We start from the raw sequence: 15426 nt of genomic DNA, 5'->3' as shown, positions 1-15426 counted from the left end.
GGATGCGACGGCCACGCCACCGACTGGATCGGTTCGCCGCCGACCCGCCTGTTCTGCTGCACCAGATAGGGCATCGCGTCATGCACACCGCCGAGATCGTCGCCGGGAATACCGGCCGCGCGCGGCGTTTCGGAACCGCCGCAATAGAGCACGGCATCATGTTCGGCGAGCAGTTCGGCGACCGGCTTGTCGACCCCGACATTGACGCCGCAATGGAAGGTCACGCCCTCGCCCTGCATCTGCTCGATGCGCCGGTCGATATAGTGCTTCTCGATCTTGAAGTCGGGAATACCGTAGCGCATCAGCCCGCCGGGCCGGCTTTCGCGCTCGTAGACATGGACGTCGTGACCGGCGCGGCCAAGCTGCTGGGCAGCCGCCATGCCGGCCGGGCCGGAGCCGATGACGGCGACCCGCTTGCCGGTCTTCTTCTCCGGCGGATAGGGCCTGATATGGCCGGTTTCATAGGCCTTGTCGGCGATCGCCTGCTCGACCGTCTTGATGGCGACGGGAATGTCCTCGAGGTTCAGCGTGCAGGCTTCCTCGCAAGGCGCCGGGCAGATGCGGCCGGTGAACTCCGGGAAATTGTTGGTCGAATGCAGGTTGCGGATCGCGTTGTCCCAGTCGCCATTGTAGACGAGGTCGTTCCAGTCTGGAATCTGGTTGTGGATCGGGCAGCCGGTCGGCCCGTGGCAGAACGGAATGCCGCAATCCATGCAGCGCGCGGCCTGTTTCTCGACCTCCTTGTCAGACATCGGCAGCGTGAACTCGCGGAAATGCCGGATGCGGTCGGAGGCCGGCTGGTACTTGTGCACCTGCCGGTCGATTTCGAGAAAGCCTGTTACCTTGCCCATAGTCCAGTTCCTGCTGTCCAGATGGTGCGGTTTTCGCCGCACCCGTTAACCCCTTGAGGCAGCCATGGCAACCTTGCGCCGGAGGTCAAACTGTCGATGAAGATGGGCCGGGAAGCCTGGGCTCCCCGGCCATTGCAAAGCCTATTCCGCCGCAACGCCCATGCGCATGCGTTCCATCTCGATCAGGGCGCGGCGGTATTCGACCGGCATGATCTTGCGGAACTTCGGCCGGAACGTCGCCCAGTCGTCGAGAATCTCGCGACCACGTACCGACCCGGTGTAATGCACATGGTTCGAGATCAGCTGGTAGAGCCGCTCCTCGTCATGGCTGGTCATGTCGCCGGAGACGTCGACGCGGCCCTTGTGATCGAGGTCGCCGCCATGGTGCAGCAGCCTCTCCATCAGATCGTCTTCTTCCGGAACCGGCTCCAGCTCGACCATCGCCATGTTGCAGCGCTCGGCAAAATCGCCCGCCTCGTCGAGCACGTAGGCGACGCCGCCAGACATGCCGGCGGCGAAGTTGCGGCCGGTCTTGCCGATGACGACGACGATGCCGCCAGTCATGTACTCGCAGCCATGATCGCCGACGCCTTCGACGACGGCGGCGACGCCCGAATTGCGCACGGCGAAACGCTCGCCGGCGACGCCGGCGAAATAGGCTTCGCCCTCGGTTGCGCCATAGAGCACCGTGTTGCCGACGATGATGGATTCAGCCGCGACGATCTTGGCCTCTTCCGGCGGCCGAATGACGATGCGTCCGCCCGACAGGCCCTTGCCGACATAGTCGTTGCCGGCGCCGACAAGCTCGAACGAGATGCCGCGCGCCAGGAAGGCGCCAAAGGACTGGCCGGCAGTGCCGGTCAGCTTCACCTGGATCGTATCCTCGCGCAGGCCCTTGTGCTTGAAGCGCTTGGCCACTTCGCCCGACAGCATGGCGCCTGCGGAGCGGTCGACATTGCGGATATCGACCTCGATCTTGACCGGCAGCTTGCTCTCGAGCGCCGGCTTGGCCAGTTCGATCAGCTTGCGGTCGAGCACGTCGTCGATCGGGTGCTTCTGCCGCTCGGTCCAGTGCACCGCTTCATGCGGCGCATCCGGCTTGAAGAACATCTTCGAGAAATCGAGCCCGCGCGCCTTCCAGTGCACGATCAGGTCGCGCTTTTCCAGAAGATCGGTGTCGCCGATGATCTGGTCGAGATGGGTGTAGCCCATCTCGGCGAGCAGCTCCCTCACCTCTTCCGCGACGTAGAAGAAGAAGTTGATGACATGCTCGGGCGTGCCCTTGAAGCGCTTGCGCAGCACCGGATCCTGCGTCGCGACGCCGACCGGACAGGTGTTGAGATGGCATTTGCGCATCATGATGCAGCCGGCCGCGATCAGCGGTGCGGTCGAGAAGCCGAACTCGTCGGCGCCGAGCAGCGCGCCGATGATGACGTCGCGCCCTGTGCGCAAGCCACCATCGACCTGCAGCGCAACGCGCGACCGCAAGCCGTTCAGCACCAGCGTCTGGTGTGTCTCGGCAAGGCCCATTTCCCACGGGCTGCCGGCATGCTTGAGCGACGTCAGCGGCGAGGCACCGGTGCCGCCGTCATAGCCAGAGATGGTGATGTGGTCGGCACGTGCCTTGGCGACGCCCGCCGCGACCGTGCCGACGCCGACTTCCGACACCAGCTTGACCGACACGTCAGCCGCTGGATTGACGTTCTTCAGGTCGTAGATCAGCTGTGCCAGATCCTCGATCGAATAGATGTCGTGATGCGGCGGCGGCGAGATCAGGCCGACGCCCGGCGTCGAATGCCGGACCTTGGCGATGGTGGCGTCGACCTTGTGGCCGGGCAGCTGGCCGCCCTCGCCGGGCTTGGCACCCTGCGCCACCTTGATCTGCATCATGTCGGAGTTGACGAGGTATTCGGCCGTGACGCCGAAACGTCCCGAGGCGATCTGCTTGATCGCCGAGCGTTCCGGGTTCTTGCCGCCGCCCGGCAGCGGCAGATAGCGGTCGGCCTCTTCGCCGCCCTCGCCGGTGTTCGACTTGCCGCCGATCTGGTTCATGGCGCGCGCCAGCGTCGTGTGCGCTTCGCGCGAGATCGAGCCGAACGACATCGCTCCGGTCGAGAACCGCTTGACGATGTCGGCCGCCGGCATGACGTCGTCGAGCGCCACCTTCTTGCGGCCGGTTTCCCCGGCCAGCTTGAGCTTGAACAGGCCGCGAATGGTCTGGGCGCGGGCCGTCTCGCTGTCGATCTGGGCGGAATAGTCCTTGAAGGTTTCCCACGATCCCTGGCGCACGGCGTGCTGCAAGGTGGCGACAGCATCGGGCGACCAGATATGCGCCTCGCCGCGCATGCGGAACATGTATTCGCCGCCGACCTCGAGGCTGTTGCGCAGCAAGGGGTCGTTGCCGAAACCGTCATTGTGGCGGCTGAGCGTCTCGTCCGCGATCTCGTCCAGGCCGACGCCTTCGATCAGCGTCGCGGTGCCGGTGAAGTATTGCTGCACGAAATCGGTCTTCAGGCCGATGGCGTCGAAAATCTGCGCGCCGCAATAGGACTGGTAGGTCGAGATGCCCATCTTGGACATCACCTTGAGGATGCCCTTGCCGATCGACTTGATGTAGCGCGAGACGACTTCGTAGGCGTCCACTTCCTTCGGCAGTTCGCCGCGCTTGTGCATGTCGAGCAGCGTGTCGAAGGCGAGGTAGGGATTGATCGCCTCGGCGCCATAGCCGGCGAGGCAGCAGAAATGATGCACTTCGCGCGGCTCGCCGGATTCGACGACGAGGCCGACCGAGGTGCGCAGCCCCTTGCGGATCAGGTGATGATGGACCGCCGCCGTCGCCAGCAGCGCCGGGATGGCGATGCGATCGGGCCCGACCTGGCGGTCGGACAGGATGATGATGTTGTAGCCGCCGGCAACCGCCGCCTCCGCCCGCTCGCACAACCGATCGATGGCGCCCTGCATGCCCGCGGCGCCTTCGGCGGAGCCATAGGTGATGTCGATCGTCTTGGTGTCAAAACGGTCCTCGGTGTGGCCGATGGAGCGGATCTTCTCGAGATCGCCATTGGTCAGGATCGGCTGGCGCACTTCGAGCCGCTTACGGCGCGAATTGCCGACAAGGTCGAAGATGTTGGGCCGCGGCCCGATGAACGACACCAGGCTCATCACCAGCTCCTCGCGGATCGGGTCGATCGGCGGGTTGGTGACCTGGGCGAAGTTCTGCTTGAAATAGGTGTAGAGCAGCTTCGACTTGTCCGACATCGCCGAGATCGGCGTGTCGGTGCCCATCGAGCCCACCGCTTCCTGGCCTGTCGTCGCCATAGGCGACATCAACAGCTTGGTGTCCTCCTGGCTGTAGCCGAATGCCTGCTGGCGATCGAGCAGGCTGACATCCTTGCGCAACGCGCGCGGTTCGACCGGCTTCAGATCTTCGAGGATCAACTGCGTGTTGGCGAGCCAGGTCTTGTAGGGATGCTTGGTCGCGATCTCCGACTTGAGCTCCTCGTCGGAGACGATGCGCCCCTTCTCCAGGTCGATCAGAAGCATGCGGCCGGGCTGCAGCCGCCACTTCTTGACGATCTTCTCCTCCGGCACAGGCAGCACGCCGGCTTCCGAGGCCATGATGACGCGGTCATCGTCGGTGACGATGTAGCGAGCCGGGCGCAAGCCATTGCGGTCGAGCGTGGCGCCGATCTGGCGGCCATCGGTGAAGACCACCGCCGCCGGTCCGTCCCACGGCTCCATCAGTGCCGCATGGTATTCGTAGAAGGCCTTGCGATCGGCATCCATGAGCTTGTTGCCGGCCCAGGCTTCCGGGATCAGCATCATCATGGCATGGCTGAGCCTGTACCCGCCCTGGAACAGGAACTCGAGCGCATTGTCGAAGCAGGCGGTGTCGGATTGGCCGTCATAGGAAATCGGCCACAGCTTCGAGATGTTGTTGCCGAACAGTTCGGAATCGACCGACGCCTGGCGCGCAGCCATCCAGTTGTTGTTGCCGCGCACGGTGTTGATCTCGCCATTGTGGGCGACCATGCGGTAGGGATGCGCCAGCTTCCATGACGGGAACGTGTTGGTCGAGAAGCGCTGGTGGACGAGGATCAGCGCGGTTTCGAAGCGCGGGTCCTTGAGGTCCTTGTAGTAGGCCCCGACCTGATAGGCCAGGAACATGCCCTTGTAGACGATGGTGCGCGCCGACAGCGACACGCAATAGGCGCCAACGTCCATGTTGTCGTTCTCGGCATAGATGCGGCCCGATATGACCTTGCGCAGCAGATAGAGCCTGGCCTCGTATTCCTCGTCATCGGTAATGTCTGGCGTGCGGCCGATGAAGATCTGCCGATGGAACGGCTCGGATGCCACGATGTCGGGCGCCTTCGACAGCGACGAATTGTCGACGGGCACGTCACGGAAACCGATGAGCGGAAGTCCCTCGGATTGCGCCGATTCGGCAATGATGTCCTCGATATGGGCGCGAAGGGCGGCGTCCTGCGGCATGAACCAGTGTCCGACGCCGTACTGGCCCGCCGGCGGCAGCTCGATGCCCTGGGCTGCCATCTCCTCACGGAAGAACTGGTCGGGAAGCTGCACCAGTACGCCGGCGCCATCGCCGACCAGCGGATCGGCGCCGACGGCGCCGCGATGCGTCAGGTTTTCGAGCACAGCAAGCCCGTCCTCGACGATCTGATGCGACTTCACGCCCTTCATGTTGACGATGAAGCCGACGCCGCAGGCGTCATGCTCGTTGCGTGGATCGTAGAGGCCCTGGGCGGAAAATCCGTTGGCGCTTCGGCCAATATTGGATCGCAAGGCGGTTTTGACGGTTGCCGCTTTCGTCTGCGCGGCCTGGCCGTTCGTCGCAGAGTGCGTCATGTCCGTCATCTCCTGTCCTCCTTCCCAGCCATTCAGGCGCTGGTTTGCCTCGGCAAGCGCTTGGCTCACCCTGATCCTTGTGGCACGTCTTGCGAAATCCTGTCGAACCAGGCGGCTTTCCGCATGGATCGCATCCGGTAATCGTACAGGCCAGAGTCTGGCTGTCCACCTGTCGCTCGCGGCAACAGCCGGAGAGGCCCAAATGATACGCCAATCCAGCTCGTTTTGTGCGACAAAATAAGACAGCACTACTGTCCTAAATTTTTATGGCAGAAATCCCGAACGCACACAAGACCGATTTGCAAAAAACTTGGGGCATTCGCGACAGAAAATGTCGCGAAGCTGAGGAAAAACGTAAGCTTCAGTCGTCGGCCTGGGCTTTGCCCGTTGGCTGGCTTTACTGTTTTTCCGGCGCCTGGCCCTTGCGATCAGCACGCGAAACCGGTCAACTTCAGTCTGATTTCCCCACCCCCCGTTCTCCCAAGACATAGGCAGATGCATGTTCTTCGCTTCCGACAATTGGGCAGGCGCCCACCCCAACATTGCCGCCGGCCTGTCGGCCAATGCCGGCGGCTTTTCCACCGCCTACGGCGACGGAGCGCTCGACCAGGCAGTCTACCAGCGCTTCAGCGAGATTTTCGAACGCGAGGTCGCGGTGTTCTTCGTCGCCACCGGCACGGCCGCCAACTCGCTGGCGCTGACCGCTTACAACAAGCCGGGCGGCATTTCCTTTGCTCATCGCGAATCGCATGTCATCGAGGACGAATGCGGCGCGCCGGTGTATTTTTCCGGCGGCTCACGCCTGCATGAGATCGATGGCGCGCTGGGCAAGATCGATCCGCACAATCTGGAAAGGACCATCGGCCGTTTCGCACCGGAAATCGTCCATTGGGGACGGCCGATGGCCGTTTCGATCACCCAGTCGACCGAGGTCGGCACCATCTACGGCCTGGATGAGATCGAGACGATCGCGGCGATCGCCAAACGATATTCGGTTCCCTTGCACATGGACGGCGCCCGCTTTGCCAATGCGCTGGTCGCGCTCGACACGTCGCCAGCCGAAATGACCTGGAAACGCGGCGTCGACATCCTGTCCTTCGGCGGCACCAAGAATGGCTGCTGGTGCGCCGAAGCGATCGTGCTGTTCGATCTTGATCGTGCCAGGGAATTGGCGTTCCTGCGCAAGCGCGCCGCCCAGCTGTTTTCGAAATCGCGCTTCGTCGCGGCGCAGTTCGAGGCCTATTTCAAAGACGGATTGTGGCTGGACACCGCCCGCCACGCCAACGCCATGGCCGCACGCCTTGCCGCCGCGATCGAGGATTCGGCCACGGCAAAGCTGGCATGGCTGCCGCAGGCAAACGAGGTTTTCGCTGTGATCAAGAAAGCCGAAGCTGAAAAGCTGCAGGCAGCGGGTGCGGCGTTCTATGATTGGCACAAGCCGCACGGCTTTGACGGCCACATCAGCGAGGACGAGTTGCTGTATCGCTTCGTCACCAGCTTCGCGACGACGGCCGATGAGGTCGACCGTTTTGGCCAGCTGATCGCCTGATACCGAAATCCCCGACAACAAAAAAGCGGCGCCTTTCGGCGCCGCTTCCGTCTCGGGAGGAGACTTGTACTTTAGGCAGCGGTCTTGGCCTCGATCTGCTTGGCCTTGGCCGAAGATGCCGTAATGGCGATCTTGCGCGGCTTCAGCTCCTCGGGGATGTTGCGCTTGAGGTCGACGAACAGCAGGCCGTTCTTCAGCGAAGCACCGACAACTTCGACGTGGTCGGCAAGCTGGAAGCGGCGTTCGAAGGCTCTCGAGGCAATGCCGCGATAGAGCAGTTCAGAGCCTTCGCCGGTGCCCTCGTCCTTGCGCTCACCCTTGACGGTCAGCACGTTGCGATGGGCTTCGATCGAGATTTCCTCGTCAGAGAAGCCGGCAACCGCCATCGAGATCCGGTAGGAATCCTCACCGGTGCGCTCGATGTTGTAGGGCGGGTAGGTCTGCGCGCCATCCGGCTGCGCAAGCGAATCGAGCATCGTGAACAGACGATCGAAGCCGACGGTCGAGCGATAAAGCGGGGAAAAATCAACGTGACGCATGAGGTGTTCTCCTGTTGAGCAACATGGTTTGCGTATGGCCGGTGCGAAACCCTTGAGCGGCGTTTCGGGTGGGCCAGCGGCCCCGACATTGGCGACCGCACGAGACATTTGGGGAGCGCTGGAAAGCATTTCAAGATTTCACCTGGCGGCAAAAGCCACGGCGGCCGGACCCTTGATGAACGGCAGATGAACCGGCACTTCGGCGCGCGTTCAGGCAGCCGGCGCTAAAGTCCATTCCAGGATCAAGGACTGGCGGCGCCGATTGCACAACAGGCACCGCAACGAGGCCGACCGGGTGTAACGTCCCTTCCTCCCGGATCGACAGAGGCCGGAAGCACGCTTTCAAGCGGCTTCCGGCCTTCCCTGTTGCAGCCCAGTCAGTCACCGGGAATTCCTTGGCTTTTGGCGCATGGGCGTCTATCACCTTAGCGGAGCCGGCCAGCGCAGGCGGGCATGCGAGACGCCGAGCACGAAGCGCCGAATGACGGATCTTTTCACCGAAAACTCCCTTTTTCACGAAATCGAGGGCAATCCGCGGCCGGAAAACGCCACCGGCGGCTTCTTCACCACGCGTGACCGCAAGAATATCCGCTACGGCCTGTTCGGCGCGGTCGCTCGCCCGATGAAGGGCACCGTGGTCCTGCTCACCGGCCGCAACGAGTGCATCGAGAAATATTTCGAAACCATCCGCAACCTTGCCGATCGTGGCTTTGGCGTCGCCACGCTCGACTGGCGCGGCCAGGGCGATTCAGACCGGCTGATTCGCGATCGCCAGCGCGGCTACGTCAGCAGCTTCCGCGACTACACCGCCGACCTCGAACAGTTCTTCGAGGAGATCGTGCTGCCCGATTGCCGCGGACCCTACTACATCCTGGCCCATTCGGCAGGCGCATTGATCACCCTGCTGGCCGCGCCGTCGATGGTGAACCGCGTCCGGCGCATGGTGCTGATCGCGCCTTTCCTGACGCTGCCCGACCTGCCGGTCTCGATCTCGACGGTTCGCCGCGTCTGTTCCCTGTTCTGCGCTCTCGGCCTCGGCCGGCTCTATGCCGCCTGGGGTCCGCGGCCGAGGGTAACGGCCCCTTTCGAGACCAACAAGCTGACATCGGACCCGGAACGCTATCGGCGCAACACACGGATCTATGAAGAATACCCGCAACTGGCGCTTGGCGGGCCGACGATCCGTTGGCTGCGGGCAGCCGCGAAAGCTTCGGAAGCCGTCAGCGACCCCGACTTCATGGCCCGGATCCAGGTCCCGCTGCTGATCATCGCCGCCGGCGCCGACCAGGTCGTCTCGACCAGGGCTGTCGAAGCCTACGCCAGGCGTCTGCGGCTCGGTTCATTGCTGATGATCGACGGCTCCCGCCACGAAATCCTGCAGGAAGCCGATATCTACCGCGAGCAATTGCTCGCCGCCTTCGACGCCTTCATTCCCGGCAGCGACGACCCCACGGCCTGACGGCCGCCGGTCGCTGGTCAGCCGCGCAAGGCGGCCATGGCAGCTGCGTGGAGTTCCGGCGTTGCAGCCGCCAGGACATCGCCGCCCTTTTCCGCAGGCCCGCCATCGAATGTGGTGACCACACCGCCTGCCTTCTCGATGATCGGGATCAGCGCCACGATGTCGTATGGCTTCAAACCGGGATCGGCGACGATATCGACGCTTCCCGAAGCGATCATGGCGAAGGCATAGCAATCGGCGCCATAGCGGGCGAGTTGGATCTGTCTTTCGAATGCATCGTAACGGTTGCGCGCTTCGCCTTTGAATAGCGCCGGCGTGGTGGTGAACAGCGTCGCCTGGTCCAACTTCGTCGTCTTGCGGGTCGTCAGTTTTCGCGGCCCGCCCGGCCCCTCATAGTGCGAACCTGAGGCGTTGGCGTAGAACAGCTCGCCGGTGAAGGGTTGCGCCATCATGCCGGCAACGGCGTCACCGTCGACCGTCAGCCCGACCAGCGTGCCCCACACCGGCAGGCCGGAAATAAAGGCGCGCGTGCCGTCGATCGGGTCGATCACCCAGACATGCCGGCTCGAAATGTTCTCGCTGCCATGCTCCTCGCCAAGAATGCCATGGTCGGGATACTCGGCAGAGATCAGCGCCCGGATAGCGCGCTCGGCCTCGCGATCGGCCTCGGTGACCGGATCGAAACTGCCCTGTTCCTTGTTGGCGACCGCGCCTTGGGCACGAAAGCGCGGCAAGGTCTCCGCCGCCGCCACCTGCGCGATGCGGCGCATGAAATCGACACTGATGTCCAACTGATTCTCCCGCACTGCAGCATGCCCGAGCCGTGCTCTGCCGCCAATTTCGTACCAAAACAAGTGTGTTCGACGACTTCTCCGCGACGATATCTGTTGCCCGTATGTCACATAAGCGTCGTCGAAACGCAATTTCCACATCAGAGTGAATTAAAAAAGCCCGAAGGTCGCTTGACATTTGTGCAACGCACAATACCCTTGACCTCGGACAGGGTTTCCTGTCCATGCCCTCCTTGGGCGTTTCCTCCCTAGACTTCGACCGTATCGTGCAAACGATGCGGTCTTTTTTTACGCCGCGATTTCACTCCGCGGCCAGCGGCAGGTCGATGAAATGATGGTCGGGCATCGACATCAGGTCGGCTGAGAACCGCGTCAGATCGTCGGCCAGCGCATCGAAGCCGGCGGCCTTCTCGAATGTCCGTTCGTTCATGTAGAGCCCGCGATTGACCTCGATCTGCAGCGCATGCAGATGGCGCGCCGGGCGGCCGTAATGCTCGGTGATGAAGCCGCCGGCATAGGGTTTGTTGTGGGCAACCGAATAGCCCATGGCGCTGAGCAGGCCGATCGCGGTCTCGGTCAGGGCGGCGGTTGCCGAGATGCCGAAACGGTCGCCGATGATGAAGTCGGGCCGCAGCCCGCTGTCGCCGACACGGATGCTCGCCGGCATCGAATGACAGTCGATCAGCACGGCAAAACCGAACCGCGCATGGGTCCGGGTCAAAAGCCGCTTCAGCGTCTCGTGATAGGGCTTGTAGACGGTTTCGATCCGGGCAACGGCTTCCGACAGCGGCAGGCGGCCGGAATAGATGTCGAGCCCCTCGCCGACCAGCTTCGGCACCGTGCCAAGCCCACCCGCCACCCGCGCCGAGCGGATGTTGCAGAAGGACGGCACTGGCTCGGCGAACATGCGAGGATCGAGCTCCCACGGCTCGCGATTGACGTCGAGATAGGCCCTCGGAAAATTCGCCGCCAGCAGCGGCGCGCCGAGCGCCACGGCACCGCCGAACAGCTCATCGACGTAACAGTCTTCCGACCGGCGGATGGCGTTGCGGTCCAGCCTTGCCATGGCCAGGAAGCGTTCGGGATAGTAGCGGCCGCTATGCGGCGAGTTGAAGAGGAAGGGGACGCGCTGCTCGGCGCCCGACCGGATTTCGAAGGGTGGAAAGACCGAAAAATCCTCGGCTGCCGTCTTCAATTTGAACGAACCCGAAAACACCAGTGCATCATGATGTGAAAGTGCCACCTTGCAGGCCGCGTGTCCAGCATTTCAGCGGCGGCACACCCCCGGCAAATATGGATCATCGCCGTCCGCGTTCACTTGATGTTTACCCTCACCTCCTCATATACAGGATGGTTAACGGGCTTGCCCAACGGCAATCTCGGGCGGGTGATTCGGACAGGATATCATGGCACGCATTCTTCTGGCGGAAGACGACGACGATATGCGTCGGTTCCTCGTCAAGGCGCTGGAGCGCGCCGGTTACCAGGTCAGCGATTTCGACAATGGCGCCAGCGCCTATGAGCGGCTGCGCGAAGAGCCGTTCTCGCTGCTGCTGACCGACATCGTCATGCCGGAGATGGACGGCATCGAGCTGGCGCGCCGCGCCACCGAGATCGATCCCGATCTGAAAGTCATGTTCATCACCGGTTTCGCCGCCGTTGCGTTGAACCCGGATTCCAAGGCGCCGAAAGACGCCAAGGTGCTGTCGAAGCCATTCCATCTGCGCGACCTCGTCAACGAGGTGGAGAAGATGCTGCAGGCGGCCTGAGCCGTTTTCTAGGCGAGGCGCCGCACCTCTTCGCCACTGCGGCGAGACGACGCCTTCTTTCCTTTTTCCTGCTATTGACGCGCTGGATCAAAAATGGTGTATGCGCGGCTTCGGATGGGCGTGTAGCTCAGCGGGAGAGCACTGCATTGACATTGCAGGGGTCACAGGTTCAATCCCTGTCACGCCCACCATCCAACCAGACAAATCAGACTTGGATCGACATGCTGGCCGGCTCGCCAGACAAAGCGCGTGGGCATGACGCGCGGGATGAGCAGCGTCGAGGCGGTGGCGGAAGAACTCCTCACTTGGGATAAGCTGGGCAAAGCGTGGCACAGGGCCGTCCAGGGCGCGCGTTACACAGAGCTGGACGATACGGTGCCTCAAGGGGAGGCCGGACGTTGGCGAGCTTTCGAGCGCAACGCGCCCGTCCCAGCGCTGACCGGAACGGGCGACACGCAATCAGATCATTGCGGCGCTGGATCAGGCGTATTTCCCGGCCTGTCGCCGCCGCCCTTGCCTTCGCGGCAAGGCTCGCCGATGCCGCAGCATTTGCCGTTATAGGTGACGCCAGGCTTCAGCTTGTCGCATTCCCTGGGAGCGGTTGTCTTGCAGCCGGCCAGCACCGAAACGGCGATGGCGGCCAAAAAGACGTTTCTCGAGACAGTAAACATAAGACGTTCTCCTTGATGAACCATGTTTGGACACATCACTTGGTCGCGCCTCGGGTGAATTGGTTCACAAAAATAGTGATGGCGGCGAAAACAACCCTCACCGTTGTTCGACAGAGGACACTCCTGGGCAGGCGCAGCAATCGCGTGGCGACGTGTCGGCGACGGCGAACACGCCCACGATGACGATGGCGGCCGATGCGGCGTCCTAGATGAATTGCGTGGTCATCTGGTCTGGAATCCAGCCAAAGCCCTGGTGATGCCGACAAGATGGCAACGAAGATCACGGCGGCAATAAGCTGAACACGGTGTTCCTGGACATGGGGCGGGAACGCAGCGCTGATTTGGATTGAAGGTAAGCGGGCCTTGCGGCATGCGTTGCGGGACAAGGTGAAGTGAGGATTTTATGCGGGGCGTTGCGATTCTTACAGAGGGAAGAAGCGGTTCGAACTGGCTGGGAAGCCTGACGAACGCAACTGGCCTGATGGGACGGTCGGAGGAATGGCTTGATCCGGCCTATCTACGCTTCGATCCCCGCACCTATGATGATCTTGAAAAAGCGGCCATCGAGAAAGCGGCGACCGACAACGGGCGGTTTGCGATCAAGTTGTTTCCGCGCCATCTGGCCTGGTGTAAGGAGAAATTCGGAAAGGATTTTCTATTCGAGATACGAAGAAAACACGGCTTGGAATTCATTTTGTTGGAACGTCGCGACCGAATTCAGCAAGCTATTTCGTTCTACCGAGCTAGGATGTCTGGAGTGTGGACGAGCCGGCACGAAGGGAAAGTCAATCCGCGCTCTGTTCCTTATAGCTTCGCCGACATCAGCCAAGCGTATTTCCAGATTGATCGAAGCTATGCGTTCTGGAGGTCCTACCTACAACTTGCGGGGCTGGATTGTCGTCAATTCGTCTACGAAGATTTGCAGCAAGACCCACGGCCCTATCTGGAAGCTGTGGCGGATTATATGGGCGTCCAGGTCCCGGAAGACACCGCCAATTCGAGATTCACTGTTCAACGGGACAGCCTCACGGAAGAATGGATAGTGCGCTTTCGTGAGGACGCAGCGGCCAAGGGCGCCATTGAGGGCATCGGGGAGATGGCGGTGCCAAGAACGCTCGACAATATCGCCCGCTTTGCCCTGAAACGGCCCCTGATCCGAAAGCGCTTCTAGAGGCAGGTACTTTCTTCGGGGAAATTCGATGATCGTTGCAGCTGGCTCGGTTCCAGCGCTCAAAGCCCCGGCTCTTCCTCCAGAACACCTGGAGTAAATCGCGCCGGTCAACCGTCTGCCCGCAGTAATGATCTTCTTCCGGGATGTCCTGGCCGCCGTGCAGCTTGCTGGGAACGGCGGGCCAGGGTCAGATAGTTTCGTCATGTCGCTCGAACCTGCCATTGCGGCAAAAAGTTCCGGAACCATCCTTCAAGCTGATGGAATCGCGGATCGCGTGTGCAGGATCGGCATTTCCCGGCTGTTCGCCGAGGTAGAGCGGTTCGCATTTGGGTTGACTTCTAGCCTGCGCCTGGCGCAACGCCGCATGTAGTGCTTGAAGTTGGCGAAGGGTTTCTCGATTGGGTTGAGGTCCGGACTATAGGGGGCAGGAAGGAGAGCCTCGCGGAGCCAGCCTACTGGTCATCGTCATCGTTATTGTCTGGATTGTCGACCAAACATCCCGCGCCGTGACACCCTTGGTAATTGCCTTGAGTGTCGAAATTCGGATTGCCATCCTTGTCGTAACTCGGCCTTGGATCGATGTAGCTGTCGTCCTTTCGACGCGCTTCCTTGCGATCCTTGTCTCTCTGTTCTTGCGCGGCCATGCGATCCAATGAGCGCTGCTCATCTTCTGAACGTTGTGAGGTCTGTTGCATCATGCAGTCGGCAAACCTGTTGGTTCCTGGCCTGTAGCCGTAAGACGCGCACTGTTGCTGATCCATTGCGCGCTGATCCTCAGCGCTGACGCAACCGGCAACCGCCAACGGCACAAGCGCGATCAGCACATATCTCATCTTGAAATTCGGCATTTTGTCACTCCAGATTATTCTGATGGCACCGGGCAAGAGAGGTCACCCTCCTGGCAGTTCAGGTAGGCCTTCAACTGCCTGGTGCGGGCCTTGGTCAGGTCAGCCTGACAAGCAGCGGCAACCATCGGCGCCGCGGAGCCACCATCGTCACCGCTGGATTGAAACGTGCATTCGGCGTTGCGGAACGCAATCCACGCTCTCTGCGCTTTCACGAACCGTGCCTTGCCGTCGGAATCATCCGTAAGCCGCTTCTGGATTTGCTTGAAGGTCTGGTTCAATGCCTGATCGGCTCTTTTGAAATCCGAAGCTGGATCAGCCAGAGCCGCGGTGGCGGCGAACGACAGCATGGCGACCGCAGCAAGTAGAAAACGCATGATTGTATCCCCCTCATGAAAACAACCACAAGTAAGCACGCATAGGAGCAGCCGGCAAGGCCTGGAAAACCATATAGTAAGCAAAGGGTTGTCGGGTTCAACAATGCAGGACGGACGAGGCTAGGGCCGTGAGGTGATATGCGGGGAGTGGCAGATAACTCATGTATTCGATGCAATGGCGGTCGAATGCGGCCGCCACAAGCTGACCATGTTTGGACACATCGCTTGGTCGCGCGCCGGGAGGATTGGTTCCAAGAAAATTGCGATCACCGGCGCATCTTTTGCGAGCTTGCCTTTGCGTGAAGGCGAATCGCCGATGCCGGGGCATTTGCCATGCTATGTGGTTTTCGGATTTGATTTATCGCATTGTCCTGTCGGCGTTGCCTGGCAACCTGCCGTCACTTATGCAGCAGAACGTAACAGGACATTCGCAACGTTACATGCGAGAGACGTTTTCCATGATTGATCGTGCCGGACAATTCAGGGCTTCGTCGCCTCACGCTCAAAAATGGTCCAGAATCAAAGTCGGAATGAT

The 15426-nt window shown here is 61.5% G+C and carries 14 protein-coding genes, 1 tRNA gene and 1 pseudogene; 7 read left to right on the top strand and 9 right to left on the bottom strand.

Annotated features, from left to right (window positions below; translation table 11 throughout):
* Positions 1-851: glutamate synthase subunit beta (locus tag EN949_RS14195; RefSeq protein ID WP_164782496.1), on the bottom strand; the 851-nt coding region annotated here is incomplete at its 3' end.
* A gap of 141 nt (positions 852-992) precedes the next feature.
* Positions 993-5729 carry a glutamate synthase large subunit gene (gltB, locus tag EN949_RS14190; RefSeq protein WP_127370820.1) on the bottom strand — a complete coding sequence of 1579 codons (4737 nt, stop codon included), beginning with the start codon at positions 5727-5729 and terminating at the stop codon, positions 993-995.
* A 490-nt stretch (positions 5730-6219) separates the two neighbouring features.
* Here gltB and EN949_RS14185 point away from each other — a divergent pair, with 490 nt between their 5' ends.
* On the top strand, positions 6220-7269 hold the full coding sequence (locus EN949_RS14185; RefSeq protein WP_013529717.1) for a low specificity L-threonine aldolase: 1050 nt from the start codon (positions 6220-6222) through the stop codon (positions 7267-7269).
* Between the two features lie 71 nt (positions 7270-7340).
* Here EN949_RS14185 and EN949_RS14180 read toward each other — a convergent pair whose 3' ends face one another.
* On the bottom strand, positions 7341-7808 hold the full coding sequence (locus EN949_RS14180) for an Hsp20 family protein (protein WP_013529716.1): 468 nt from the start codon (positions 7806-7808) through the stop codon (positions 7341-7343).
* Between the two features lie 481 nt (positions 7809-8289).
* Here EN949_RS14180 and EN949_RS14175 point away from each other — a divergent pair, with 481 nt between their 5' ends.
* Positions 8290-9267 (top strand): alpha/beta hydrolase, encoded by a 978-nt coding sequence (locus EN949_RS14175; protein WP_013529715.1) that lies wholly within the window; start codon positions 8290-8292, stop codon positions 9265-9267.
* A gap of 17 nt (positions 9268-9284) precedes the next feature.
* On the opposite strand, the gene hisN is transcribed toward EN949_RS14175, so the two are convergent.
* Positions 9285-10058 (bottom strand): histidinol-phosphatase, encoded by a 774-nt coding sequence (gene hisN / locus EN949_RS14170; protein WP_024502739.1) that lies wholly within the window; start codon positions 10056-10058, stop codon positions 9285-9287.
* Between the two features lie 301 nt (positions 10059-10359).
* On the bottom strand, positions 10360-11301 hold the full coding sequence (locus tag EN949_RS14165; protein WP_013529713.1) for an N-formylglutamate amidohydrolase: 942 nt from the start codon (positions 11299-11301) through the stop codon (positions 10360-10362).
* A 163-nt stretch (positions 11302-11464) separates the two neighbouring features.
* On the opposite strand from EN949_RS14165, the gene EN949_RS14160 reads away from it, so the two are divergent.
* Complete coding sequence (locus EN949_RS14160; protein WP_006199474.1) at positions 11465-11827, top strand: response regulator; 363 nt, start codon at positions 11465-11467, stop codon at positions 11825-11827.
* 116 nt (positions 11828-11943) lie between these two features.
* Positions 11944-12018 (top strand) — tRNA-Val (locus tag EN949_RS14155).
* A gap of 273 nt (positions 12019-12291) precedes the next feature.
* Here the strand turns inward: EN949_RS14155 and EN949_RS14150 are convergent.
* Positions 12292-12498: a hypothetical protein gene (locus EN949_RS14150; protein ID WP_013529712.1), complete on the bottom strand. Its 207-nt coding sequence runs from the start codon at positions 12496-12498 to the stop codon at positions 12292-12294.
* A gap of 403 nt (positions 12499-12901) precedes the next feature.
* Between EN949_RS14150 and EN949_RS14145 the strand changes: the two genes are divergently transcribed.
* Entirely contained in the window at positions 12902-13669 is a 768-nt protein-coding gene (locus EN949_RS14145) for a Stf0 family sulfotransferase (protein ID WP_127365980.1), read from the top strand.
* Positions 13670-13871: 202 nt separating this feature from the next.
* The gene (locus EN949_RS35840) at positions 13872-14039 is read left to right on the top strand and encodes a hypothetical protein (RefSeq protein WP_158515803.1); all 168 of its coding nucleotides are present in this window, start codon (positions 13872-13874) and stop codon (positions 14037-14039) included.
* Here the strand turns inward: EN949_RS35840 and EN949_RS36540 are convergent.
* From EN949_RS36540 to EN949_RS14135, 3 genes and pseudogenes are all read right to left on the bottom strand, one after another.
* Positions 14006-14112, bottom strand: a pseudogene (locus tag EN949_RS36540) (transposase); the annotation flags it as partial. The gene EN949_RS35840 and the pseudogene EN949_RS36540 sit on opposite strands and share 34 nt — an antisense overlap.
* Before the next feature lie 9 nt (positions 14113-14121).
* Positions 14122-14517: a hypothetical protein gene (locus EN949_RS14140; RefSeq protein WP_013529710.1), complete on the bottom strand. Its 396-nt coding sequence runs from the start codon at positions 14515-14517 to the stop codon at positions 14122-14124.
* Positions 14518-14531: 14 nt separating this feature from the next.
* A complete protein-coding gene (locus EN949_RS14135) occupies positions 14532-14891 on the bottom strand; it encodes a lysozyme inhibitor LprI family protein (RefSeq protein WP_024502741.1) in 360 nt (119 codons plus the stop codon).
* Between the two features lie 175 nt (positions 14892-15066).
* Between EN949_RS14135 and EN949_RS14130 the strand changes: the two genes are divergently transcribed.
* The gene (locus EN949_RS14130) at positions 15067-15357 is read left to right on the top strand and encodes a hypothetical protein (RefSeq protein ID WP_127219021.1); all 291 of its coding nucleotides are present in this window, start codon (positions 15067-15069) and stop codon (positions 15355-15357) included.
* Positions 15358-15426 lie beyond the last annotated feature (69 nt).

This window comes from Mesorhizobium sp. M7A.F.Ca.US.007.01.2.1 (assembly GCF_003998165.1).
GTDB lineage: Bacteria > Pseudomonadota > Alphaproteobacteria > Rhizobiales > Rhizobiaceae > Mesorhizobium > Mesorhizobium ciceri.
This window is presented reverse-complemented; position numbering and strand designations above follow the sequence as displayed.